Below are 25,253 nucleotides of genomic sequence, written 5' to 3' on the forward strand. Positions count from 1 at the left end.
CTGGTGCTGTTCTTTCAACTGCAGCAAGTCCAAAAACAGGCTGAAGCCGTCGACGGTAGCGCCACCTTCGCCAAATTTATCAAAGGTCAGGGGCTTGATAATGTAGCCGCTCACAGCCAATTCCTGAGCTCGTAACCGGTCATTTTCGAGGTCGGAAGTGGTCATGATAAACACGTTCAGGCCCACAAAATTTGTATCGGAGCGGAGCACCTCGAGAAGCTCTAAGCCATTCATCCGAGGCATGTTGATGTCCAGCATTACCACGCTAGGCTTGGGGATTTGCTCCTTGCCATTTTCGCCGCGCAACATGGAAAGGGCGTCGCGGCCGTTGCGGGCCACATAGAGGGGAGCGTTGATGTTATGCTTGCGCAATTCACGCTGCACATTCATAATATCCATCTGGTCGTCTTCGACGAGCAGAATGCCTGGAGGAATTGAATTATGGCTATGCATCTGGAAAGCTAGTAGAAGTGGGAAGGATTGCTTCTGGAGCAGACACCACTCCTATACGTGGAAAAAAGCCTATTGGCTAATGGCACCGGCGCGTTGACCACTAGCATTGCGCGCTTTAGAAGCCTTAGGCCAGGTGAAAGTGAAAGTGGCTCCGGCGCCTTCCTGCGAATCCAAAGTGATTTTACCGCCGTGACGCTCAATAATCTTCTTTACAATAGCCAGCCCTACGCCAGTACTTTCCAACGTGTCGCGTTCGGTAAGCGTCTGAAAAATCACAAAAACCCGTTCGTGATACTCAGCAGCAATGCCCGGGCCGTTGTCGGCTACGGAAAACGTGTACTCGTCGGGCGTTTCGCGGAGCCGAATGTGCACCAAGCCACTGGCCGGGTCGTGATGGTACTTTATGGCGTTGCTGATAAGGTTGCTGAAAACCTGCTGCAGCTCTACCCGCGAAGCCGTAAGCGTGGGCAAGTAGGGGGGCAATTGCACGCGAAAACCAGCCGGCGGAGCAAGAGAATCTACGATTTCGCCGAGCAACTCCCGTAGGTTGACGCGCTCCTGGGCCTGCTGCACGCGCCCTACCCGCGCCAGCTCCAGGATGCCGCTAATAAGGTTTTCCATGCGATGCACCCGGGCCCGCATCAGCTCCAGAAACTCCCGGATGTGCTCGGGCAGGCTTACATCCATATCCTCCTCGATCCAGCGGGAAGCACTTTCGATGCCGCGTAAGGGGGCTTTCAAGTCGTGCGACACCACGTAGGCAAACTGATCGAGTTCCTGGTTGCGGCGTTCCAGCTGAGTGATGGTCGAGCCGATGGTACTGGCCATGGAGTTCAGTGAGGTTGCCAGCTCACTTAGCTCATCCTGGTCCTGATCTTCGAGGCGCACCTGGTAATTGCCGTCGGCGATGCGCGTGGCCAGCTGCACCATAATGTTGATGCGGCGCGCTAGTAGCCTAGTGATGAGCAAGGCCCCGGTAAGGCCCATGGCAAGGGCAACCAGCGTAAGCACAATGGAAAGGACACGCGTTTGCCGAATGCTATCGGTAAGTTTTTCCCGCTGCTTGTCGCGCGAGGCCAACTCCGTTTGATCGAACCCGCGGAAAATAACCCGGATCTGGTCCATCAGCCGCTTGCCCGTCAGGTCCTCCACCAACGTGCGGTGCTCCATGTTGTCGATGCCTTCCTGCTTGGCGCTGCTCTTGCGGGCATTGCGTTTTTCGCTGATAAGCAGGTGCGAAAAGGCCGACCAACGCTCGTACAACTGCTGGGCCCGGAGCAGGCGGGCGTATTGCGGATCATCGATGGGAAAGTCATCCCGCAAATCCATAAAGGCGCCCAAAAGCTGCCGCTCGCCTTCGTAGTAAGACTCAAGCAGGCGTTCGTTGCCTATCAGCAGATAGCCCCGAAAGCCGGATTCCATGTCGACGATGTGACGCAGCATGCGCGTGGCCTGCGCCGTCCGGTTCTGCGAATCGGCAATGCGTTGGGAATTCCTCAATACCGCGCGTGACAGCTGATAGTTGACGAAAACAACCGTCACGAACAGCAACGCAATGGTGAGAAAGCCAATAAAGATGCGAGTAGAAAGCTTGAGCTTCATGTAAAAAGCGCTGCGTCAGCGGGCCTCTTTACGCAGCTTTTGTTCAAGGGTATTGATCAGCTGCAAGATCTGATCGGTGATGGGATTGATTTCGCGTAGGCGGCGTTGGGCCTCGTCTACCTGCCCGGTCTGATAAAGATCCATCAGCGTATTGGCCCGAACGTGTACCAAGCGGTGCATACGGTCCAGCTCATGCACCTCGGGATGGTGCCCAAACCGGGCCAACGCGGTGTCTTTGATCCACTTTCCTAAGCCACAAATATCAGCGTCGCGTACGGGTTCTTCGTCGGAACCGCTGCCATACAGGAAGGAGCGGAGCTTGGCTTTGAAGAGAATATGCCGCAGACGGGCACCGTCAAAGTCACGCTTGATATCTTCATCCATACCAAAAAATACTAGGGCGTAGGTGGAGCCGCTGGTACTTGAACGACAAACAGGGCCGATTGGGTGCCGGGAGTTTTGAGCTACTTTTGCGCGCCGGGCTGCCCGTGTTGCCCGGTGGCCGTTTCCCCACCAGACCGCAATTCCCTTTTTCCATGAGCGACCTGAAGACCGTCGTGCTGAACGACGTGCACCAGCAACTCGGTGCCAAGATGGTGCCTTTCGCCGGCTACAACATGCCCGTGCGCTACTCCTCCGACCTCGACGAGCATCACACTGTGCGCCGGGCCGTAGGTATCTTCGATGTGTCGCACATGGGTGAGTTCCGCGTACGCGGCCCCCGGGCTCTGGACCTGATCCAGCGCGTAACCACCAACGATGCCAGCAAACTGCAGGACGGCAAAGCCCAGTATTCCTGCCTGCCCAACGAGCAGGGCGGTATTGTGGACGATTTGTTGGTATACAAGCTGGCCGACGAGGACTACATGCTGGTGGTCAACGCTTCCAACATCGAAAAGGATTGGAACTGGATCAGCCGCTTTAACGAGGAGTTCGGGGCCGACATGGAAAACGTATCGGACCAGATCAGTCTTTTCGCCGTGCAGGGCCCCAAAGCCATCGACGCACTCCAAAGCCTGACCGATACGGACCTGAAGAGCATTCCGTACTACTCGTTTGTGCAGGGCACCTTTGCGGGCCAGCCCAACGTGATTATCTCAGCAACGGGCTACACTGGTGCGGGCGGCTTTGAGCTATACATTCCGAATGAGTCGGCCCACGAAGTGTGGAACAAGATTCTGGAAGCCGGTAAGCCTTTCGGCCTGAAGCCCATCGGCCTCGGTGCCCGCGACACGCTGCGCCTGGAAATGGGCTACTGCCTGTACGGCAATGACATCGACGATCAAACTTCCCCGCTGGAAGGCGGCTTGGGCTGGATTACCAAGTTCACCAAGGAGTTTACAAACAGCTCCGCGCTGAAGGAGCAGAAAGAGCAAGGCGTGCAGCGCAAGCTGGTGGGCTTTGTAATGGATGGCCCCGGCATTCCGCGCGCCCATTACGAGCTGGTAAACGAAGCCGGTGAGAAGATTGGGGAAGTGACTTCGGGCACCCAGTCGCCGAGCATGAGCAAGGGCATCGGTTTGGGCTACGTAACCACCGAGTTTAGCGCGCCCGGCAGCAAAGTGTTTGTGCAGGTACGCGGCAAGAACTTGCCCGCCACCATCACGAAGCTGCCCTTCGTGAAAGGCACGGAGGAGGTTTAATACTCAGCAATTCATCTGTCATCCTGACCCAGGAAGGACCTTGTCGCGCGAGAATGAAACGCCTGTACGGTGGGCATTCATACGTGATGAGGTCCTTTCCGCGTCAGGATGACGTTCTTTCACTTGGTCTTTTCTAGTTGATGCCTTCCGTCGATATCTGTTTTTCTCCGGAGTTGCTGCCGCTTTATGACTTGCGCGGCCGCGTGGCCGTGGTAGTCGATATTCTGCGCGCCACGTCCAGCATCGTCACCGCGCTGGCCAATGGCGTGACGCACGTATTTCCGGTGGCAGAATTGGCCGAATGCCGAGCTATGGGCGAGCAGCACGGCTGCCTCACCGCCGCTGAGCGCGACGGCCGCGCCGCCGAAGGCTTCGACCTTGGCAATTCACCCTTTGGTTACCTGGATAGTGTGCTGCCGGTGCGGGGCCGCGCCGTGGCCATCAGCACCACCAACGGAACGCTGGCACTGCGCCGCTCCCTGAGTGCCGATGCCGTGGTGGTGGGCGCTTTCCTGAATTTGCAAGCGGTAGCCGATTTTGCGCGGGCGCAGCAGAAGGATGTGGTAGTGGTCTGCGCTGGCTGGAAAGGGAAGTTTTGCCTCGAAGACACCATTTTCGGCGGAGCGCTAGCCGAGCGATTAGCCACCGATTTTGACGTGAGCAGCTCTGATGCGACGCTGGCCGCTCTGCACCTATGGCAGCAGGCCAAAGCTGACCTGCAAGGCTATCTGCTCCAATCTTCTCACGTACGGCGGCTGAATTCCCTGGAAGCCAACAAGGATTTTGAGTTTTGCCTACGTATGGATGAGTACCCCGAGGTGCTTCCCATCTGGCGCGATGACCGGCTGGTGCCCGAGCAACTGGTGACAGTGCACCAAGCAGGCTAAAGCAAAAGGCGTGACGAGAAGCTGCTACTGCAGCTTCTCGTTTTGTTTGTGCCGGTCGGCGTCGCGCTGGGTCTTCTTTTCTAGGTTGCGCTGCAAGGCTTCGGTCAGATTTACCCCGGTTTGGTTGGCTAGGCAAATCACCACGAACAGCACATCGGCTAACTCATCGGCCAGCACTTTGTCGCGGTCGGAGGCTTTAAAGGATTGTTCGCCGTACTGCCGCGCAATGATGCGGGCTACTTCGCCTACTTCCTCGGTGAGCATGGCCATGTTGGTCAGCTCGTTAAAATACCGGACGCCCGTGGTCTGAATCCACTGGTCGACGGTCTGCTGGGCTTCTTCAATGGTCATGAGCGGGAGGGCAAGAGGTTAATTTTCGTGAGGGGAAACGTGCGGCTGTCAAACGGAGCTCATCAGCTCACCGTTCCAGCACGATAGTGACGGGGCCATCATTCAGCAGGCGCACTTTCATATCGGCTCCGAAGCGGCCGGTGGCCACTGGGCGGCCCATAAGCTGCTCCAGCAGTTTCACAAACTGCTCGTAAAGCGGAATGGCTACGGGTGGCGGCGCGGCCTCGATGTAGCTGGGGCGAGTGCCCTTGCGCGCATCGGCTAGCAACGTGAACTGGCTTACCACCAGCAAGTCGCCGCCTATGTCTTGCACCGAAAGATTCATCTTATCGTCGGCATCGGAGAAGATGCGCAGCTGCACCAACTTGCGGGCCATCCAGTCGAGCTCAACGGAGGTATCGGAATGGGTGAAGCCAGCCAGTACCAGCAGGCCAGCACCAATCTGGCCGGTGATTTCGCCGTCGACGGTGACCGAAGCCTCCGAGACGCGCTGTACAACTACGCGCATAGGGCAGGGTAGAAGATGAATGTGGAGCCGCAAAGAAAGGCAGCAAATGACCATCTTCGCCGTCGTGTTGCCTGATTCCGCCCATCCTTCTGCTGTGCCCCACCGCTTGCGTTGGCTGCTGCTGGCGCTGCTCGCCGTGCTGGTGCTGCGCCTGTGGGGCTTGCCCACCCTGTCGTTGCCGGACTATGACTCGGTGCGCAACTGGCAGATAGTACAGGAGGTGGCGAGGCTGGATTGGCGCCACCTGTTCCACCACGGCAGCCCTGGCTTTTACCTGCTTTACGCGCCCATAGCTTGGCTCACGGCAGATTACCGCGTGTTCTTGGCGCTGAATGCCTTGGTAGCGGTGCTGGCTTTGGGCCTGATAATAGAATGGATAGCGCGTCTAGCCCGCCTGCGCGGGCCCGAAGCGGCGCTACTGGTGTTACTAGCCGGTTCATCTGTCTTCCTTACCTTCTCGGGCCGCGACTTTACCATGAGTTCGTTGAGCCTGTTGGCTCTGGCTGGCATGCTTCGGGCTCATTGGCAGCGGCTGCAGCAACCGTCGCGGCGGAATGTGTTGCGGGTTGCTGTGTGGCTGGCGTTCGGACTGAGCATTAACTACAAATTCCTGCTTACCGTACCGATCTTGGCTGTGTTGGAATGGCAGCAGGCCGATGGCTTGGCTTGGCGCGGCGGCAATTGGTGGCGCATCATGCTCATCCTTGCCGCGCCGTTTGTAGTACTCGGCCTGCTGGCTTGGCTGATTTCGGGGGTGCCGCCTTACCGGTGGCCGGCGGTATATTTCGTCATTATGTTTCCGGCCGCTGCCAATGCTGCCGGCCGCCGGGGTACCGTACAGGTAGATTTTGCCTATTACTTGCGCTTCTTGACGGATTTTGAGTCGCCGCTGCTGTTGCCGGGCCTGGGCGTAGCGCTGGTGTGGTTTGCGGGAGGTCTTCGGCAGCGGCCACTACCCATTGGTACTTACCTGCTGGTGTGGGCTGTCTGCACACTGGCGGGCATGTCGCTGCTGGTCAAAGCGCCTCGGGGGCTGTTATTCGGGTACGTGCCGCTGTATGCGCTGCCGGTGCTGTTGCTACAAAAGTGGCCGCGGGCAGCGGCCCTGACGCTGCTTTGCGCCGCCGTGGGCTACAACGGCTGGCAGGTACAGCGGCAGGTGCTGGCTTACGGCCCTTCTCGTTACGAGCAAGTGGCGGAGTGGCTCAAGCGCCAAGGGATTCAGCGGGTAGCTACTACCGTCGGAATCAGCTTGATGCCCCAGGGCGAGTCGCGGCAAGTCGCGGTAGCTGCGGCAAATTCATGGCAGCAGCTTCAAGCCTTACGTCAGCAGGGTTATCGCTATGTTTTACTTGATGATTATTATCGGGTGGCCGGGGTCCAGCAGTTCGATTCATTGCGACAATTGCCCTTCGTAGCAGCCTGGCCTGAGCCGATGCTTACGTCACCGCTGCTGTACCTGGAGCACTCAGAGTATACTGGCCTGGGTTATGCTCAGACTTTAAAACGGCAGCGGCAATCAGCCCGCGACACGGTTCAGCTGCGCTTACTCGATCTTAATAGTTGGGCACTTCGCCCCTATGGACAAGGCTTCCCGTAACACTTAGCGCTTAATCTTAAGGCTGTCAAGCCAGCGTTGGTAGCGCCGTGCATTCTGCTTGTGCTCCTCGTAGGTTTCGGCAAAATCGGAATAACCGCTGCCTCCGGCTTGCGCACAGAAAAACAGGTACTTGTGCTGAGCCGGTTTCAATACCGCGTCTAGGCTCTGGCGGTTGGCTGATGTGATAGGGCCGGGCGGCAACCCCTTGTGCTTGTAAGTATTGTAGGGGGAGTCCACCAGCTTGTCTTTATTGAGCACGCGCCGCACCCCAAAATTACCGATGGCCCAAAGTAGCGTCGGGTCAGCCTGCAGGCGCATGCCGCGGCGCAGGCGGTTCAGGTACACGCCCGCTATGATTGGTTTATCCTCGGGCTTCGCCGTTTCGCGCTGCACAATGCTGGCCAGCACGTGCACTTGGGCCGGGGAGAGGCGCAAGGAGTCGGCCCGGCGCTGCCGCTGCTCGTTCCAAAAGCGGCGGTGATGCGCGGCCATGCTGTCCACAAACTGTTGCGCCGAAGTGTTCCACAGCAAAGGATAGCGGCCGGGGATAAACAGCGTAAGCACCGTGGTAGTGTCCACGCCGTACTGGCGCTGCAACCAAGTCTGCCGGTTCAGCAACTGCCGCAAGGGCGTGGAGTCAGCCTCCAACTGCCGGCTTATCTGCCGGGCCAGCTGGGGCTTGTATTTAAAGGCGTCGAGCACAAATTCCAATGTGTCCTGCTCGCCGCGCATGAGGCGATTGAGAAGTTGCTCGTTGTTGAGGTCAAAATCCAGTCGGTAGCGACCCGGCCGCACAGCTGATGGGTAGCCGCGCCGTTCGGCAAGCCAACGGAAGGTACCTGGTTCACGCAGCAGCTCGTGCCGTTGCAGCGAGTCAAGCACCTCGGTGAATGTACCGCCCGTGCGGATATAGAGATAGGCCGGGCCAAAAGCTGACGGTTCTACATTGGGTCGCCAGAGCACCCGCCAAGCGGCGTAAAAACCTGCGCCGCCAAGTAGTAGCAATAACCCTAACAGCGCCCAACCGATGCGCCGCCAAACGGTAGCAGATGATGATTTCTGAGTTGTCAAACCAGATAAAAGTACGTTGCACTTCTTTGGAGCCGGTGCTTTTAAGCGCCAGTCAGTGTGCCAAGCGGCACCGCTTACAATGCCTCCGCAGTGAGTTTACTCGGTGGATAACGGCGGGAGTAGCCTTTGTGGTTACTGCCCCTGCACCAACGCCGTTACGGCCGCTGCTAGTTCTGCGCGGCGTTGCTGCTCCATAATCTTTATAGGCGGCGCAGCACGCACTTCGCAGTCCGGAATAGAGCACCGCTCGCAGGTTTCGTTTACCCAGCGCAGCGGAATGGCTTCATCGTTCCAAAATGCCACTTTTTGCTTGAGGTTGTCGTCGACGGGCAAGCCTACCGTTACACTGGTGGCGTGGCCCGAGGCATCAAAACGCGCAATGGTGAGACAGAGGTATTCGTCGGGGGTTTGCCAGTAGCGTGAGCGTTGGGCCGCTACGCGCAGACCGGGGCTACCGGACTGTCGAGCTTGTTCCATCAACCAAAGACTTACCCAGCGCCGGCAATAATGCTCCTGCAGCTCGTTGCCGTGCGGGTTGTGCAGGCGCGAGAGGTGCAGCTCCTTGGTCAGCTGAAAATGGGAGTCGCCGGGCGCTTGGTCGAAACGCAGAAAGAACAAGCTGCCGATGCCAAAGTGCCGCGCCAGCAAGTTGGTCACGCGCTGTAGCAGCATCTCCGGCGACACCTCGTAGCGGGTGAGCAGGCCCAGCACCAGGGCCGCATTCCAGCGCGGAGCTGAAAACAAGGCCTGCAAGTCGGCCACCAGCTGGCTTTCCTCCATTAGCATCGCCACCGCGAAGTATGAGGCTCGAAAGTGATTCAAAACCTGCTCGAATGAGCCCGGCGTGACGGCTGGCACGTTGGTGTACGGGCGCTCCTTCAACCCCAGGTAATTGAAGGCCACTTCTCGGCCTAATACAAAGATTTCTTGCGCCCGCGAAAGTCCTGGGCGTAACAGTAAGCGCCGCGCTGCCGGCTGAAATACCGAACGCAACCCGTGTAGCTCAGGATGCTCGCCTAAAGAATGCTTATCAATAAGGTAATAGTATTCCTGCCCGAGCAGATCTTCCAACTGGTGCAGGTCGAAGGGCGGATCGGTGCGCAGGCGGAAGCGGGCTACGCAGCTGCGCACGGCGTCTTCGAGGTCATCGAAGTAATTATCGTGCATTTCCTGGTAGGAGCGGAGCGCGGCCAGGTAAAAGTGTTCCTGACGCATCTCGTAGTTGCGGGCCAGCTCCAGCAACGTGCTAATAAAAGCCATTACCCGCGTGGGCGCATCGGAAACCAACTCAATCAGTCGGCTAGGATCAAGCCCAAACATATCCAGCGGGAATTCCCGCAACACATCCGATTGCAGTAGCTCCGATATCGGCGCCAAGCGCTTGCCTAGATGTAAGGAAACCAGCTCGTCGTAGCTCACGCCCAGCGCCCGCGCAAAGGCCATAATCTTATCGGCCTTAGGGTACTTCTTGCCCTTCTCTATCTCATTCAGATACGATACGGATACATCCACAGCCTGCGACAGGGCTGCCGGTGTAAAGCCTCGTTCCTGGCGGAGCTGACGAAGTTTCAATCCGAAGATGAGGCGAACTACTTGGGCGTGGCTTAGCATGAATGAGAAAAAAGCGCTGGCTAGCAAAGAAACGAAACCTCAGTCAGATGCTGAGAATAACTTGTTTTTAGCTAAATATTTACTTTTAGCGAATATTCGCTTGTCATTAATAATTCGCTTACGTATGTTTGATCATTATCGAACTCTACCAACACACAGCCAACCCAGGCCCTATGGAAACGCTTGACCACCCGCTTGTTACAGCCAAGTCAGATTTGCTTTGCCCAGCACGGGTGAAAGTGCTCGGAGCCTGTAGCTCAGCCTATGCTGAGATTCTTACCCCCTCGGCTTTGGCCTTTGTAGCTGCCCTTCACCGAAAGTTTGACGATCGGCGGCAGGAGCTTTTACAGCGCCGTCAGCAGCGCCGTGCCGATTTTGCTGCTGGCAAGCTGCCTGACTTTCTTCCCGAAACTCAGCAGCTACGCGCGAGCGACTGGCAAGTCGCCCCTCTGCCCACCGATCTGCTGGACCGTCGTGTGGAAATCACCGGCCCAACCGAGCGGAAGATGATAATCAATGCGCTGAACTCGGGCGCTAAAGTCTTCATGGCTGATTGCGAAGACTCTCTTTCGCCGACCTGGGACAACGTGGTGCAAGGCCAAATCAATCTGCGTGATGCTGTGCGCCGCACTATCTCGCTCGAAACGCCAAGCAAAACTTATCGGCTAAACGAGCGCACAGCCACGCTGATGGTACGTCCCCGGGGCTGGCATCTAACCGAGAAGCACGTGTTGGTAGATGGCGAAGCAGTAAGCGGCGCGCTGTTCGACTTTGGTCTGTATTTCTTTCACAACGCGCACGAGCTGATTGCCCGCGGCACCGGGCCATACTTCTACCTGCCCAAGCTGGAAAGTCATTTGGAAGCGCGCCTGTGGAATGAGGTTTTTGAGTTTGCCCAGTGGGAGTTGAGAATTCCCAAAGGCACCATCAAGGCCACTGTGCTCATTGAGACGCTGCCAGCGGCCTTCGAAACCAACGAAATCCTGTGGGAGCTGCGTCAGCACTCTGCCGGCCTGAACTGCGGCCGTTGGGATTACATTTTCTCTTACATCAAAACCCTCGGTGCAAAGGAGGAGTATCGCCTGCCCGACCGAGCGCAGGTAACCATGACGGTACCCAATATGGCTGCTTATGTGCGCCTCGTAATCGATACCTGCCACCGCCGCGGCGTGCATGCTATGGGCGGAATGGCTGCTCAGATTCCCATTAAAAACAGCCAGGCTGAAAATGCCATTGCCCTGGATAAGGTGCATGCCGATAAGGTGCGTGAAGCTACGCTGGGCCACGATGGCACTTGGGTGGCGCATCCGGCGCTGGTTGGCATTGCGCTGGAAGTGTTTGATGAGCTGATGCCGCAGCCCAATCAAATTGATAAACTACGCTCCAGCGAGCCACTGCCTACGGCCAAAGACTTACTGCAAGCTCCACAAGGTACCATCACCGAAGCCGGCCTGCGGCAGAACATCGACGTAGCACTGCGCTACCTGGGAGCTTGGATCGGGGGCAACGGCTGCGTGCCGCTCTACAACCTGATGGAAGATGCCGCCACCGCTGAAATCTCCCGCGTGCAGCTCTGGCAGTGGCTGCATATCCCCGAAACGACGCTCGGCGACGGGCGTCCCGTCACCATGGAGCTATACCGGATGTTGCTGACAGAAATTGCCGATAAGCTGCGCCATGAAGTAGGGGAGGAAACTTATGTCGATTTCTACCGCCCAGCAGTGCATCTGCTGGACCGCTTGGTGCTGGCCGATAACTGCGCCGACTTCCTGACGCTGCCAGCTTACGAGCAGCTGCCGTGAAGGTGATATAGTAAGGACCTTGGTCCGCCTGTACCGGGACAATTTTCGGGCATCAGACCTAAAACTCATTATAGACGCCAACTGAGGTACGCGCCACACCTAGCTCAAGCTGCCCGAAAACGGTAGCCTGGCTTCCCATTGCCTAAGTTTTCCTCTTTCCCACAACCAAAACACCCCACGATTATGAACCGCGCCGAACGCATTGCTGCCATCAACCGAGACTGGTCTGCCAACCCCCGCTGGGAAGGCATTGAACGCCCGTATTCTGCCGAAGACGTGGTAAAGCTGCAGGGCTCCGTGCAGATTGAGTATTCGCTGGCTCGCCAGGGCGCCGAGCGGCTTTGGAAACTATTGCGCACCGAGCCCTACGTGGCGGGCCTCGGCGCCCTCACCGGAAACCAAGCCGTACAGGAAGTGCAGGCTGGCCTTAACGCCATCTACCTCTCGGGCTGGCAGGTGGCCGCCGACGCCAACATGGCCGGCCAGATGTACCCTGACCAAAGCCTGTATCCTGCCGACTCGGTGCCAAACGTAGTGCGCCGCATCAACAACGCTCTGCTGCGCGCCGATCAGATTCAGCACCTAAACAGCGAGCAGGGGCAAGCCGGCCATGTGCATTGGATGGTACCCATTGTGGCCGATGCCGAAGCCGGTTTTGGGGGGAATTTAAACGCTTTCGAACTCATGAAGATGATGATTGAAGCTGGCGCCGCGGGCGTACACTTTGAGGATCAGTTGTCTTCAGCTAAGAAGTGCGGCCACCTCGGTGGCAAAGTGTTGGTGCCTACTCAAGAGGCAGTGCAAAAGCTGGTAGCCGCCCGCCTCGCCGCGGACGTGCTGGGTGTGCCCACGCTCATCGTGGCCCGAACCGACGCCGATGCCGCTGATCTTATTACTTCCGACGTGGACGATCGTGACAAACCCTTCGTGCTACAGGAAGCTGAGCGTACCAGCGAAGGGTTCTACCGGGTGCGCTGCGGCGTAGAAGCTTGCATTGCCCGTGGCTTGGCCTATGCTCCGTACTGTGATATGCTTTGGATGGAAACCTCGCACCCCGACCTGGAACAAGCCCGGCAGTTTGCGGAAGGTATTCATGCCAAGTTCCCCGGCAAGATCTTGGCCTATAACTGCTCGCCGTCGTTCAATTGGGCTTCAAAGCTTAGCGTGGAGCAGATGGAAACCTTCCGCGAGGAGTTAGCGGCTCTGGGCTTCAAATTTCAGTTCATCACGTTGGCCGGCTTCCATGCACTCAATACCAGCATGTTTGAGCTGGCTCAGGCGTACCGCGACCGGGGTATGGCTGGTTACTCGGAGCTGCAGCAGCGCGAGTTTGCCCTACAGCAGCACGGCTTCAAGGCCGTGAAGCACCAAGCCTTCGTGGGTACCGGTTACTTCGATGCTGTACAGAATGTGGTATCGAGTGGACGGGCCAGCACGGCGGCCTTGGTAGGCTCTACGGAAGAAGAGCAGTTTCAACACTGAACCTACTTACATATGCCGCAATGAAAAAGCCCGGTCAAACTGACCGGGCTTTTTCATTGCCGCTTTTCAGCCAAATCAATTAGTGCTGATAACGTCAAAGGGTTCCGAAATCTGGCTGTAGTCGAGGCCGTGGCGCTGGGCTACCTCCTGCAAAATCTGTTTTTGCCAAGGGCGCAATACGCGTTCAGCGCCCAGCTCTACTATATCCGACACCAGGCGGTTTGACAAGACCAAGTTGGCTACGTAGCCGTTGAGGTCAGTGGCTACATGGTTCTTCAGCGTCAGCAAGGTTTGCTCCCGGGCGTCGGCGCGGGCCGCTTTTTCACCGTTGAGACGGCGCCGGAATGGGAAGCGACGCGACTCGGAAGTCATGGGCGGCTCAGGCACGGCCACGAAAGTATCGGGGCAGAGAGCAGCCAGTTGCTCTAGGTATGGAGTCCGCTTTAGCTCGGGGTGCAAGCCGCGGGCCGCTTTCCAGTCGCTTACACTGCGGGGAGTGTCACGGGCCAGCTCTGCTAGGCGGTCATTGGAAAACACCATGTACGGCGGCCGGTCCAGCTCCTTCGCCACTTGGTCGCGCAGCAGGTATAAGTCGCGGAACAGCGGCATTTCATTGGGCAGGATACGGTACTTGCCGGCAATACGCAGGTAAGGACGCTCGTCGCGGGTGTAGCGCACATCCTCAAGTGCCAAGTTTTCCTCGGCTGCCCAGTGCGTACGGCCCAGCGTGTCGAGCTTCACTGCCAGCCGATCGGCCAGTTCCAGGAGGTACAGGACGTCGTTGGCCGCGTACAGCTTCTGAGCTTCCGACAAGGGGCGCTTTAACCAGTTGGACTTCTGCTCGCCTTTATCCACCTCGATGCCTAACTCGCTTTGAATTAGTCGGCCTAGCGAGATATTATTATCCGATTCGCCCAGCATGGTATACTGCACGCTGGTATCGGTGATGTTGCGGACGCGCACATCATATAGCTCGTCGAGCAGTAGAATATCCGACTTACAGCTGTGAAATACTTTCTCCACGGCTGTATCACCGAAAATTGCCCACAGAGGCTCTAGCTCCTGACCAGGATTGGTAAGAGGTATAGGATCAATTAGATAAACCGTCTGGCCGTCGAAAAGCTGAATCAGGGCAAGATTGCGGCCGTAATGATGACGCATGTCGTCGAACTCCAGGTCGACAGCAATACGAGGTTGGGTACGCAGCCAATCAGCGGCTTGCTGAATAGCAGAGGGCGTAGAGAGGTACTGAATTTCAGCCATTAAGTAATGAGTAGGCCACGAGGTTATCACCTTTGAGGGTAAAGGTAGGCAGGAGCGCTGACTAAGCCCAACCAAACAGTAATGGCTGAGTAAGCCATATGCTCCAACACTGTATGCCGTGCCGCGAAAGGGTATTGACCTGCTGTCATGCTATTTCGAGAGGCGAAGGATACCGCTTGATTTTTTGCAATAGAAAAAGCATTGAAAGATGACCGATGTTATGATATTAATTCAATATTAAATATTTATATTTCATATGAAGTCCGGAAGCTGCTTTTTAAGTATCGCACAAAGCGTTGTTTTCAGGGGGCTCTTTTTTTGACAACCAAACCACTGATAAAAAACACTTTGTTGGCCAAAAACGTCATGCTGCTCATCGCTTGGAGGTAGCTCTAGCTATTATTGGTTTCCATTCATTCTGCTGTATATAAATTACATTTTCCTGATTTTAGCGCCACTCACTCACTAACTAGGCCGCAAGGTCATACACATGAAACACAAATTTCTACTCTCGCTGGGCCTGATGGTACCCATGGCGGTGGTAGCCCAAGCCCAGACGCGGGCCGTGAGCGGACGAGTCACGTCCGTCGCCGATGGCACGGGGCTGCCTGGCGTCACCGTCTTGGAGCGTGGAACCACCAACGGAACTAGCACCGACGCCGACGGCAATTTTCGCCTGACAGTACAGCCCGGTGCAACAATCGTCATAAGCTCTATTGGCTTTGCCACGCAAAACATCGCCGTAGGTGACCAGACTAGTCTGAACATCAAACTGCAGGGCAATGAACAGGTCCTCGGCGAGACAGTGGTAGTCGGCTATGGCACGCAAACCAAGCGCGAACTGACAGGAGCTGTAACCCAGCTCGGCAGCAAGGAAGTCGAAAACGTACCTACGGTCAGTTTTGAGCAGGCTATTCAGGGGCGCACGCCAGGCGTACAAATCAACCAGGGCTCGGGCAAACTCGGCGCTGGCGTACAGATTCGTGTGCGTGGTGCCTCTTCCGTATCGGCATCTAACCAGCCGCTGTACGTTATCGATGGTATTGTTGTAACGTCAAACGATGTGGGTTCAGCTAACGATGAGCCCATCAACCCACTGGCCGACCTGAACCCGAATGACATCGAATCGATTACCATTCTGAAAGATGCCGCTGCAGCTGCCATTTACGGGGCGCGCGCATCTAACGGGGTAATCTTGGTGACGACGAAGAAAGGACGTCAGGGTGCTACTCGCGTAAACGTGGGTTACTACCGTGGTACGAGCGAAGCAACTCGTCTGCGTGAATTCATCAACGCTGCGGAGTATAAGGAGCTGTTTGCAGAATCTATCCGCAATGCTGCTGCTATGCCAAACTCGTACGTCCGGGACTTTTATGGTGCCAATCCGGACATTGCCGAAGTGTTCCGCGAAGAAGCAGGCCTGGATTTCAACTCTAATTTTGACACGCCCTGGTCAACGCTGGCTTTCCGCAAAGGCAGTGTCGAGCAATACGATGCCAACGTAAGCGGCGGCGATGCTAAAACCCGCTTTTTCCTGAGCGCTAACTACAACGATCAGACGGGTATCATTGTGGGTAACCGGTACCGCCGGGGCTCCTTCCGTACCAATTTCGACCACAGCATCACTGAAAAGCTTAAAGTAGGCCTCAACCTGTCGTTGTCGCGCTCCGTCAACGACCGTGTGCCCGATGATAATGCCTTTTCTAACCCTGTTCAGCTGAATGCTCTTCCGCCCATTCAGGCAAAGGACGACCCAAACGATCCGACAGGATTGAACCGGGGCACTTTGTATTACAATGCGCTGGTAGAGGTAGGCAACGCTACCAACCGCGCCGGCACTTTCCGCTCGTTCAGCAATGCTTCCTTAAGCTATCAGCCCATCACCGGGTTGACTTTGCGCACTGAGTTCGGTGCTGACTTCCTGAACCTGCGTGAAGAAATCTACCGTGGCCGTTTCACCGAAGATGGTGCCCCTGATGGCTACGGGTATAGCAACCAGGTACAGGCTGTAAACTGGACTAATAACAACACAGCTACTTACTTCCGCACCCTTGGTGAAGACCACAACATCGAGGCGCTGGTAGGTTTCACTTACCAACGTTACGACAACGAGCAAACCTCAGTGGAAGGTCGTGGGTATCCAAACGACCAATTCCGCAAGATTGCGTCGGCAGCTCGTATCACGTCGGGTAGCACCTCTGGAACTGCTTACTCCTTTGTTTCGGTGCTGAGCCGGGTGAACTACACTTTTCGCAACAAGTACCTGCTTTCGGGTAGCATCCGCGGTGACGCCTCGTCGCGCTTTGGCCGTGACAACCGCTGGGGCTATTTCCCGGCCTTGTCTGCTGGCTGGGTAATCACTGAGGAGGATTTTCTGCGTGAAAACAGCATCCTGAGTTTGCTGAAGCTACGTGCCAGCTATGGCGTAACGGGTAATGCCGAAATCCTGAATTTCGCTTCGCGTACGCTGTACTCAGTTAACCCTTACCAGACGACTCCGGGTATTATTCCCAACGCAACACTGGGCAACCAACGCCTGACTTGGGAAAACACCAAGCAAGCTGACATCGGTGTCGAATTTGGCTTCCTGAACGACCGCATCAGCGGTGAGGTGGACGTTTATCAAAAGGATACTGATGATCTGTTGTTACTGGATCAACTGGCATTTACCAGTGGCTACTCCAACTTCAACCGCAACGTAGGTAGCCTGCGCAACCGCGGTATCGAGTTGTCGCTGAACACTCGCAACATTGACAGCGAGTTTAAGTGGAGCACTAACTTCAACATCACCTTCAACCGTAACAAAATTACCAACCTCAATGGCCAGATCCTGACTTCGGGTGGCCGTCAGCTTGGTCAAGTGCGCGAGGGAGAGCCTATTGGGGTATTCTGGGGCAAGAAGTATGCTGGGGTAGACATTAACAACGGGGATGCTTTGTATTACACCGCCGATGGCGGCACCACGGCTGATTACGCCGCTGCTCCGCTTCAGAAGATTGGTGACCCGAACCCGAAATACACCGGTGGTCTAACGAACACGTTCAGCTTCAAAGGCTTTGATCTGACATTGCTGAACCAGTTTACTTACGGCAACGATGTGTACAACATCGGCGGCGTGTTCCAATCAGTTAACGCCGATTACTGGGATAACCAATCACGCGACCAACTCCGCCGCTGGCAGAATCCTGGTGATGTGACCGATGTGCCGCAGGCTCGCTTGTACGAGGCCAACGGTACCCAGCCCTCGTCGCGCTGGATTCAGGATGGCTCGTTCCTGCGTTTCAAAACCCTGACCGTAGGTTACACACTGCCCAAGACTATTTCGGAGAAGGCTCGGTTGCAGAGCGCCCGGATTTACGTCACCGGTCAGAACCTGCTTACCATCACGAACTATGATGGCTACGACCCTGAAATCAACACCACGGCATTCGGGTTGCCTTCATATCTGCTAGGTCACGACTTCTACACCCCGCCATTGGCCAAGACTTGGTTGGTGGGCGTGAACCTGGGCTTCTAAAATTTTTGTTGCCTTCCCAATACTATGAATACGAAATTCTTTCGCGTTGCTACGGTAGCGCTAATGCTGGGAGCGAGCTTCCTTAATACAGCTTGCGAAAAGCAACTAGACCTCCAGCCCGAGCAGGAAATAGATGCCGAAACTGCCCTGAATACTCCGCAAGCCGTAGAAAGCGCCGTAATTGGTGCTTACTCGCGCTTGTATAACCCGGCTCTGTATGGTACCAACCTGGTTTTGTTGCCAGAGTTGCTAGCCAATGATGATTACATCAACTGGCAAGGTACATTTGCCAGTTACCGCGAAATCCAATTGCGTCAGCCCATCCCGACTTTTAACACGGAGGCCCAACGTACTTGGCGCGAAGCGTATCGGCTCATCAATATTTCCAATCTAGTACTGGAAAAACTGCCGGTGGTAACCAATACCACGCGGCGTGACCAGTACGAAGGAGAGATGCGCATGATGCGCGGCCTGATGTATTTTGAATTGGTTCGGTTGTTTGGCCAACCCGATGTGAACAGCCCCTTGGGAGTACCTTTGGCACTTACTGGAGTGGTAAACGTCGATCAAGCCCAGGAACGCCTGAGCCGGGCATCGGTACAAGCAGTGTATGATCAGGTGCTGCAAGACTTGCAAGCTGCCGAAACCAAACTGCCTGCTTCCATCGCACTGGGTCGTTTCGATAAAAACGATGCAAAAGCCATCTTGGCTCGCGTGTACTTGCAGTTGGGGCGCTACAGCGATGCTCTTACCAAGGCCAACGACGTAATTCAGAACAGCAACGCAAGCTTGAACCCTACGGTGCTGGATGCATTTACGGCCCGGGGCACTGCTGAAGTTCTATTCGAGGTGCTGCAGAACGAGCAAAACAATGCTGGTACTGCCAACGACGGTTTGGCTACCTTTTATTCCAGCAATAATGAAGGATTTGGAGGCCGCGGCGACGTACAAATTCTGCAACCGTTTGCCGATCTGTACGAGACTACCGACCAGCGGGGCATCGACGCTAGCACCCAGAATGGCATTGGCAGCAGTTTGCTCTATACGGGTGACGGTCGTCGGGCAGGTCGGATTCGTTCTTTTAAGTGGAATACTCCTGACCAGAACATTCCCCTCATCCGCTTGGCTGAAATGATGCTGATCCGGGCCGAAGCCAACCAGCGCCTGGGCAGCACAGTAGGAGCCACGCCACTAGCTGACGTCAATGCTATCCGCCGACGTGCCGGCGCTTCGCCGAAAACAACCGTGACTTTGGCCGATATTCTGCGCGAGCGTGAGCTGGAACTTGCCTTCGAAGGCTTCCGCATTCATGACTTCAAGCGCACAGGTCGGGCAGTGGGTGCACTTCCTGCCAATAGCCCCCTGCTCGTATTGCCTATTCCGCAGTACGAAATCAACCTTGGCAATGCTTTACCGCAGAACCCAGGTTACTAAAGTCGTTTAGCTACCTTTGTAAAAAGGTCGCTCCAGTATGTCTGGGGCGGCTTTTTTATTGCACAGAAAATGGTACGGCTTGTTGACCTGATGTTATGAAAAGGCTGGAGTGCGCGGTTTTATTCGTCCTCGTCGGTATCAGTCGGCGCGTCAAAATCCAGTTCAGCTACCAGGTCGGCGGCTTCTTCGATTACTTCATCCATAGCGTCCATCGAGTCAGCATCGAGGGTGCGCTCAAAGAGGTGCAGTAGTTGCTCGCCTTCGCGGTTGACGTACAAATCGGTGTACAGTCGCTCGAACCGCTTGGCTTCTTTCGTAATAACGGCATCGATCTGGTCGATGGAGCGGGCTCCGGCAGCCTTATGCAACACCTGTAGCACTTGCCGGCTTTCGTCGTGGTCACCGAGGTCGGCTAGGGCCTTCATTAGGCTCATGGCCACCAGCAGGCGCACGCGCTCAAAGCGAAACGCCAGGTCGTTGGGGGCAGCTCGTTCCAGCGCTACGTAAGCGCGTAGGTCTTCGGGCTGCAGATAATCCGGACCGTCTTGGCGAAATGCCGCATCGAGCAGCTGCTGGAAAGGAGGCGTGGGCATATGGGAAGTACAGAATGAGCTGCAAAGGAACGGAGAAACGATGGCAGCCAATGCATCGGGCTGGCGAGGCGCGTGAGCACATCGGAAATAAGCCTTTTACGTAGGTTCCGAACAAGGCATAATGCTCGTGGTTTCTTTCCTCAACTTCAGTTACTGACTTTTCGCTATGACGCACAAAACCAAATGGCTGGTCTTTGCCCCGAGTGGCTTGATCGTAATCGGGTTCGGAGTTTGCCTGATTCAATGGGCCTCCAAACGCATGCAGGATGGAGCCGCTACCAAAGATTGGGTGGTAGCCGGAACCGTAGCGCTGGGGGTATTCAATGCAGGTGTAAGCTTGTTTGGTAGAGGAGTCGCGGAAAGCGTACTGTATCAAATAAAAGAGAAGCCAGAGGCAGACAAAGCTCACACTTCGTCGCCGATTGACTAGGCAACGCTAGCGTCGATATGCAGGTTAGGAACGTGGCAGCGCTGCTTACTCGCGGTGCCGTTCCTCGGCCTGTAGGTCGCGCAGCTCGATGTGTAGGGCATCTACGGAAATTTGAATTTCCCACAGTGACATGCCCAACGACACCAGCAATGCCACTAGGCTAAAGCCAAAGACGAGCTTAGCGGCCGCCGCGAAGCCCGCATAAAGCAGAAACATACAGAGCACGCAGCCAAACATGCTGGCCGTGCCCACGGCCTGCATGTTGCGCGCAATGAGTAAGCGCCGGCGCAGGTTGGCAATTTGCCTTATCTGCGCTTCACGATGCGTTTCGGAGTACTGCCTTTTAAGGGTGCGCACCAAGTTGGCTAACGCCAGAAAACGATTGGTATAAGCCAGTAGCAATAGTGACAGCGCTGGAAAAAGTAAGGCAGGGGTAGTAAGGGTAATGTCCATAGGAGTCGGATTTAGTTAGGCTCGGAGCACTACTGAAAAGGGCCATATATTGGCACCGGGCAGCGTGAAGTAAGCAACTTGCAGGCGAGCAGAAGCGCCGGGCAGCAGTTTTGCCCGGTGCCTGCCCCGCAGCCCATTCCATTATACATTTCCAGGCCCACCATGACCTTCCCTTTTTCGCGGTTTCTGCGAGCTGGCCTTGTGGCCGCCGCGCTGACGACCGCCTCCGGTAGTTATGCCCAGCAGGCACTACAGTCGCCCGAGCAGTTTCTGGGCTATCAGCTCGGCACCCGCTTTACGTACCACGCCGATATTCTGCGCTACGCTGATTACCTCGCCCAGCAAAATCCCGACCGCATGCGGGTAGTTCCGTACGGCAAAACCTATGAGGGACGCACGCTCGAAGTAGTACAGATTGCAACTCCACGTAACCTGCAGCGCCTAGACGATATTCGGCGCAGCAACCTGCGTCGGGCCGGGTTGGAAAGCGGCAGTCCGGCTGCCGACCAACCGGCCGTGGTATGGCTTAGCTACAATGTGCACGGCAACGAGGCGGTATCATCGGAAGCGGTGTTGAAAGTGCTGTACGATTTTGCCAACCCTCAGAACCAAGACGCCCAGAACCTGCTGGAGCGGGTGGTGCTGCTCATTGACCCCTGCGTGAACCCTGACGGCCGCGAACGGTACGCGCAGTGGTATGGCCGGGTAGCCGCTGCTTCGCCCAATGCCTCGCCCCTGAGCTGGGAGCACCGGGAACCCTGGCCCGGTGGCCGCTTCAATCATTACCTGTTCGATTTGAACCGCGACTGGGCTTGGCAGACGCAGCGGGAAAGTCAGCAGCGCATTACGCTCTACAATCAGTGGCTCCCGCAGGTACATGCCGACTTCCACGAGATGGGTCCTGAGTCGCCGTACTATTTCTCGCCGGCTGCCAAACCGTTTCACGAAGACATTACCGCTTACCAGCGCAAGTTTCAGGAGCGTATCGGCGACTACAACCGGCAGGTGTTTGACAAGAACGGCTGGCTGTATTTTACCCGCGAAAGCTACGACCTGTTTGCACCGATATACGGCGACACTTGGCCTTCCTTTAATGGCGCCATCGGCATGACGTACGAACAGGGCGGCAGTGGTCGAGCTGGGGTGCGCTACATCAAATCCGATGGGGATACGCTCACCTTGGATCAGCGCATTGCCCACCACTACGCGGCCAGCTGGGCTACCGTCCGTGCTGCTTCCGACCACCAGCCGGAGCTGTTGTCGGAGTTTGGTAAGTACTACGCCAGCGCCCAGCAGAAGCCACGCGGTACGTACAAAAGCTTTGTGGTAAGCGGTTCTTCTGAGCGGGTAGCGCCGTTAGTGGAGTTTCTGAAACGTCAGCAAATTCAATACGGGTACGTGGGCGAGCGGCGCAAAGCGCAGGCCTTTAACTACGCCACCGGCAAGCGTGAAAGCGTGACGTTACAGCCAACGGATGTGGTGGTAAATATGTATCAGCCCAAATCCACGTTGGTGAAGGTGCTGTTCGAGCCCCAAGCAACCTTAGAGGATTCGCTTACATACGATATTACCGCTTGGGCTTTGCCCTATGTATATGGCCTGCAAGGCTACGCCCTTACAACCAACCTGAAGGGCAGCAATAACACTTCGGCTGCTAAGCGTTCCGCCGAGCCTGCTGCTGCGGGCAGTCCTACTTCCGGCCGCCCGTTTGCATATCTCGCTCGTTGGAATTCCCTGCGCGATGCCCGTTTACTGGCGGCTTTGCTGCAGCGGCAAATTCGGGTGCGAGTGGCGTATCAGCCCTTTGAAGCCGCTGGGCAGAAATTTCCAGCCGGTACGCTTATCCTGAACCGGGGTAACAACGAGGGACTAGGTAGCCGCTTTGACACCATGGTAAGGGCCATGGCCGACTCGGTAGGGGCGGAGCTGACGCCGGTACAGACTGGTTTTGCCAGCACTGGAAGTGACTTGGGTTCCAGCAACGTGCACAGCGTGGGCAAGCCTACAGTGGCCCTGCTCGGCGGGCAGGGTACCGATCCAACGGCTTTCGGCGCTATCTGGCATTTCTTTGAGCAGCAGCTCGGCTACCCCGTGACGGTGCTCGGTAGTGACTATTTTAACTCGGTGCCGCTCAACCGCTTTGACGTGCTCATCCTGCCCGATGGCAACTATGCCGATGTGCTGCCGGAGCGCCAACTCGACAACTTAAAAGCTTGGGTACGGGCCGGCGGCCGGCTCATAGCCATGGAAGGCGCCATGAGCTACCTGGCCGGTAAGAAGGACTTCGCCCTCAAGGAGAAGCCTGCCGACACCGCGCGTAGCAAGAAAGCCGATCCGTACCGCCTGTTGCGCCGTTACGGCACCGCCGAGCGCGAGTCACTGCAGGAGCAGGTGCAGGGCAGCGTGTACCGAGTGGAGCTCGACACCTCACACCCGCTGGCCTTCGGTTACGACAACAGCTACTACGCCATGGTTCGCAACCCACTGAACTATCAATTCCTGGGGGCGGGCAGTTGGAACGTAGGTGTGCTAAAGAAAAACCAATACGCCGCTGGCTTTACTGGCAGCCAGGTACGCCGCAAGCTTACCGATACGGTAGTGCTGGGCGTGCAGGAAATGGGCCGCGGCCAAGTGATTTACTTCGGCGACAACCCCGTATTCCGCGGGTTCTGGCAAGCAGGCAAGCTGCTTTTTAGCAACGCAGTTTTCTTTGTAGGTCAGTAGCACAAACGTCCAGCTACACCAAGCAAAAGCCCCGCTGCAAAGCTGCAGCGGGGCTTTTGCTTGGTGTAGCTGGGGCAGATGCTTAGTCTACAATGTCTTCAGCTTTATTACCGACTTTCTTAGCGCCTTTCTTCACGCCACGGCCGGCTTTCTTCGCGCCTTTGCCGATGGCTTGGCCCGTTTTTTTACCAACGCGCTTCGTGCCACTAGCAGTGTTGCTGATGACCCGGCCGGCTTTGGTACGCTCCTCGGTAGTGGTTTCGGTGGTGGTAGTACCACTCGTATTCATGTCAGTCGACGTGGAGCCCGTGGTAGTAGTACCGCTGGTCGTGCCACTTGTCGTACCGGTATTATAGGTTCCCGATGTGGTGCCAGTACCCGAGGTAGTGCCAGTAGTAGTAGCGCCCGACGTAGTGCCCGTGGTACCGGAAGTAGTTCCGGTAGTCGTGGTCGACGACGAGGTAGTGGTACCGGTTTGGGCCAGAGCCGTGATGCTGGTCAGAGCAAAAGCTGACAGGAACAGAGTTATCTTTTTCATAGCGTAGGTCAGTTGAAGGTCGACCTTTCTACGCAACTCGTTCCACAAGGATACCTAGGGTAGCAACAAAGAACTGTCGCCGTAGCTCAAAAAGCGGTAGCCGTTGGCCAACGCATGGTCATACACGCGGCGCCAGTCACTGCCGATCAGGGCCGAAACCAGTAGCAACAAGGTGCTTTCGGGTTGGTGAAAGTTGGTGACGAGCCCCTGAATAACCCGGAATCGATAGCCCGGCGCAATGAGCAGCTGAGTGTTAGCCTGCACCGTATCGTCGCCGCGACGGTCCAGTTCGTCTAGCAAGGCCTGCAGGGCTACTTGGGTTGGTACATCGTCAGCCTGCTGATAAGGCTCCCATTGACTTACCATACCTCCAATGCTACCGCCACGCACTACTTGGCAGCCCAGCCAGTACAGACTCTCAAGGGTGCGCAGGCTGGTAGTTCCTACTGCAATAACCGGCCGTGGTGCGTGCTCTAGCAATTGACGCAGCACCTGACGCGTAGCACTGATGGGTTCCGAGTGCATCGTGTGGTCAGCCATCTGATCGGCTTTCACCGGCTGAAACGTGCCGGCCCCCACGTGTAGCGTTAGCTGCGCACTGCCGATGCCCCGGGCCTGCAGCGCATGCAGAATAGCGTCTGTAAAGTGCAGACCGGCCGTAGGAGCTGCCACCGCACCTTGATGAACGGCATACACCGTCTGGTACCGTTCGTCGTCTTCCTGTGTGGCTTGGCGGTTCAGGTAAGGCGGAAGGGGTAACTTGCCGGCACCGGCCAGCACTTCTGCAAACGGTAGCTGGGCTGGTTGCCACCGAAAGCGAATCAGTGAGCTGCCTTCTTCTGCGGCTGCGCGCTCAGCCTCCAGCGTCGCGATTTGGCCATCGGGCGCCGTGAAGGTCGCTTGCACCACCCCCGATTTCCAGCGTTTACCATTGCCCACGAGGCAGCGCCAAACACATTCGCCCGTTTGTTGCATGGCCGGCTCAAGAGCGCGGTGCGGTGCTACTGGCTCCAAGCAGAATAGTTCTATCTGACCGCCCGTCGGCTTGTGCAGGTATAGGCGGGCCCGTACCACCTTAGTGTTGTTGAACACTAGCAAGGCATTATCCGGAAGTTCGGTGGGCAACTCACGGAATGATCGGTCAGCCAGTTGGCCACTGCGGTATACGAGTAGTCGCGAAGCGTCCCGATCCGGCAACGGCTCCGGGGCTATGCGTTCGGCTGGCAAGTCGTATGTGAAGTCGTGAATGGAAAGATGGCGCGGGTCGGGGGTATTCATCGCTACAAAACTA

General features: G+C 56.4%; 21 protein-coding genes. 9 read left to right on the top strand and 12 right to left on the bottom strand.

Annotated features, from left to right (window positions below; all coding sequences use genetic code 11):
• The 3 genes from AC5FXY_RS19595 to AC5FXY_RS19605 all read right to left on the bottom strand — a co-directional run.
• Nucleotides 1-453, bottom strand: a 453-nt coding sequence (locus AC5FXY_RS19595) for a response regulator (protein WP_493558413.1), incomplete at its 3' end; no start/stop codon positions are given.
• 69 nt (nt 454-522) lie between these two features.
• Nucleotides 523-2,055, bottom strand: a complete 1,533-nt coding sequence (locus AC5FXY_RS19600; protein ID WP_493558414.1) for a sensor histidine kinase — start codon at nt 2,053-2,055, stop codon at nt 523-525.
• A 15-nt stretch (nt 2,056-2,070) separates the two neighbouring features.
• The gene (locus AC5FXY_RS19605; protein ID WP_493558415.1) at nt 2,071-2,439 is read right to left on the bottom strand and encodes a CZB domain-containing protein; all 369 of its coding nucleotides are present in this window, start codon (nt 2,437-2,439) and stop codon (nt 2,071-2,073) included.
• Between the two features lie 152 nt (nt 2,440-2,591).
• On the opposite strand from AC5FXY_RS19605, the gene gcvT reads away from it, so the two are divergent.
• Both gcvT and AC5FXY_RS19615 read left to right on the top strand, forming a co-directional pair.
• Nucleotides 2,592-3,698 carry a glycine cleavage system aminomethyltransferase GcvT gene (gcvT, locus tag AC5FXY_RS19610; RefSeq protein ID WP_493558416.1) on the top strand — a complete coding sequence of 369 codons (1,107 nt, stop codon included), beginning with the start codon at nt 2,592-2,594 and terminating at the stop codon, nt 3,696-3,698.
• Between the two features lie 140 nt (nt 3,699-3,838).
• Nucleotides 3,839-4,585: a 2-phosphosulfolactate phosphatase gene (locus AC5FXY_RS19615; protein ID WP_493558417.1), complete on the top strand. Its 747-nt coding sequence runs from the start codon at nt 3,839-3,841 to the stop codon at nt 4,583-4,585.
• 24 nt (nt 4,586-4,609) lie between these two features.
• On the opposite strand, the gene AC5FXY_RS19620 is transcribed toward AC5FXY_RS19615, so the two are convergent.
• Together AC5FXY_RS19620 and dtd are read right to left on the bottom strand one after the other, a co-directional pair.
• A complete protein-coding gene (locus AC5FXY_RS19620; protein ID WP_493558418.1) occupies nt 4,610-4,936 on the bottom strand; it encodes a nucleotide pyrophosphohydrolase in 327 nt (108 codons plus the stop codon).
• A 67-nt stretch (nt 4,937-5,003) separates the two neighbouring features.
• Nucleotides 5,004-5,444 (bottom strand): D-aminoacyl-tRNA deacylase, encoded by a 441-nt coding sequence (gene dtd, locus AC5FXY_RS19625; RefSeq protein WP_493558419.1) that lies wholly within the window; start codon nt 5,442-5,444, stop codon nt 5,004-5,006.
• Nucleotides 5,445-5,538: 94 nt separating this feature from the next.
• On the opposite strand from dtd, the gene AC5FXY_RS19630 reads away from it, so the two are divergent.
• Nucleotides 5,539-7,044: a glycosyltransferase family protein gene (locus tag AC5FXY_RS19630; protein WP_493558420.1), complete on the top strand. Its 1,506-nt coding sequence runs from the start codon at nt 5,539-5,541 to the stop codon at nt 7,042-7,044.
• A 3-nt stretch (nt 7,045-7,047) separates the two neighbouring features.
• Here AC5FXY_RS19630 and mltG read toward each other — a convergent pair whose 3' ends face one another.
• Entirely contained in the window at nt 7,048-8,115 is a 1,068-nt protein-coding gene (gene mltG / locus AC5FXY_RS19635; RefSeq protein ID WP_493558421.1) for an endolytic transglycosylase MltG, read from the bottom strand.
• Nucleotides 8,116-8,247: 132 nt separating this feature from the next.
• A complete protein-coding gene (locus tag AC5FXY_RS19640; RefSeq protein WP_493558422.1) occupies nt 8,248-9,726 on the bottom strand; it encodes a helix-turn-helix domain-containing protein in 1,479 nt (492 codons plus the stop codon).
• Between the two features lie 173 nt (nt 9,727-9,899).
• On the opposite strand from AC5FXY_RS19640, the gene aceB reads away from it, so the two are divergent.
• Both aceB and aceA read left to right on the top strand, forming a co-directional pair.
• Nucleotides 9,900-11,528, top strand: a complete 1,629-nt coding sequence (gene aceB / locus AC5FXY_RS19645; RefSeq protein ID WP_493558423.1) for a malate synthase A — start codon at nt 9,900-9,902, stop codon at nt 11,526-11,528.
• A 183-nt stretch (nt 11,529-11,711) separates the two neighbouring features.
• A complete protein-coding gene (aceA, locus tag AC5FXY_RS19650) occupies nt 11,712-13,010 on the top strand; it encodes an isocitrate lyase (protein WP_493558424.1) in 1,299 nt (432 codons plus the stop codon).
• 75 nt (nt 13,011-13,085) lie between these two features.
• On the opposite strand, the gene AC5FXY_RS19655 is transcribed toward aceA, so the two are convergent.
• On the bottom strand, nt 13,086-14,273 hold the full coding sequence (locus AC5FXY_RS19655) for a ribonuclease D (protein WP_493558425.1): 1,188 nt from the start codon (nt 14,271-14,273) through the stop codon (nt 13,086-13,088).
• A 490-nt stretch (nt 14,274-14,763) separates the two neighbouring features.
• Between AC5FXY_RS19655 and AC5FXY_RS19660 the strand changes: the two genes are divergently transcribed.
• Together AC5FXY_RS19660 and AC5FXY_RS19665 are read left to right on the top strand one after the other, a co-directional pair.
• On the top strand, nt 14,764-17,790 hold the full coding sequence (locus AC5FXY_RS19660) for a SusC/RagA family TonB-linked outer membrane protein (protein ID WP_493558426.1): 3,027 nt from the start codon (nt 14,764-14,766) through the stop codon (nt 17,788-17,790).
• A gap of 24 nt (nt 17,791-17,814) precedes the next feature.
• On the top strand, nt 17,815-19,224 hold the full coding sequence (locus AC5FXY_RS19665; RefSeq protein WP_493558427.1) for a RagB/SusD family nutrient uptake outer membrane protein: 1,410 nt from the start codon (nt 17,815-17,817) through the stop codon (nt 19,222-19,224).
• Nucleotides 19,225-19,343: 119 nt separating this feature from the next.
• Here the strand turns inward: AC5FXY_RS19665 and AC5FXY_RS19670 are convergent, their stop codons facing one another.
• Nucleotides 19,344-19,817 carry a hypothetical protein gene (locus AC5FXY_RS19670; protein WP_493558428.1) on the bottom strand — a complete coding sequence of 158 codons (474 nt, stop codon included), beginning with the start codon at nt 19,815-19,817 and terminating at the stop codon, nt 19,344-19,346.
• A 166-nt stretch (nt 19,818-19,983) separates the two neighbouring features.
• Here AC5FXY_RS19670 and AC5FXY_RS19675 point away from each other — a divergent pair, with 166 nt between their 5' ends.
• Nucleotides 19,984-20,247, top strand: coding sequence for a hypothetical protein (locus AC5FXY_RS19675; RefSeq protein WP_493558429.1), 264 nt, complete (start codon nt 19,984-19,986; stop codon nt 20,245-20,247).
• Nucleotides 20,248-20,292: 45 nt separating this feature from the next.
• Here AC5FXY_RS19675 and AC5FXY_RS19680 read toward each other — a convergent pair whose 3' ends face one another.
• Nucleotides 20,293-20,700 carry a DUF2721 domain-containing protein gene (locus tag AC5FXY_RS19680; protein ID WP_493558430.1) on the bottom strand — a complete coding sequence of 136 codons (408 nt, stop codon included), beginning with the start codon at nt 20,698-20,700 and terminating at the stop codon, nt 20,293-20,295.
• A gap of 162 nt (nt 20,701-20,862) precedes the next feature.
• On the opposite strand from AC5FXY_RS19680, the gene AC5FXY_RS19685 reads away from it, so the two are divergent.
• A complete protein-coding gene (locus AC5FXY_RS19685) occupies nt 20,863-23,424 on the top strand; it encodes a M14 family metallopeptidase (protein WP_493558431.1) in 2,562 nt (853 codons plus the stop codon).
• Between the two features lie 82 nt (nt 23,425-23,506).
• Here the strand turns inward: AC5FXY_RS19685 and AC5FXY_RS19690 are convergent, their stop codons facing one another.
• Both AC5FXY_RS19690 and AC5FXY_RS19695 read right to left on the bottom strand, forming a co-directional pair.
• Nucleotides 23,507-23,962 (bottom strand): hypothetical protein, encoded by a 456-nt coding sequence (locus tag AC5FXY_RS19690; protein ID WP_493558432.1) that lies wholly within the window; start codon nt 23,960-23,962, stop codon nt 23,507-23,509.
• Between the two features lie 54 nt (nt 23,963-24,016).
• Nucleotides 24,017-25,240 carry an S-adenosylmethionine:tRNA ribosyltransferase-isomerase gene (locus AC5FXY_RS19695; RefSeq protein ID WP_493558433.1) on the bottom strand — a complete coding sequence of 408 codons (1,224 nt, stop codon included), beginning with the start codon at nt 25,238-25,240 and terminating at the stop codon, nt 24,017-24,019.
• Nucleotides 25,241-25,253 lie beyond the last annotated feature (13 nt).

This window comes from Hymenobacter sp. FMD4 (assembly GCF_058932745.1).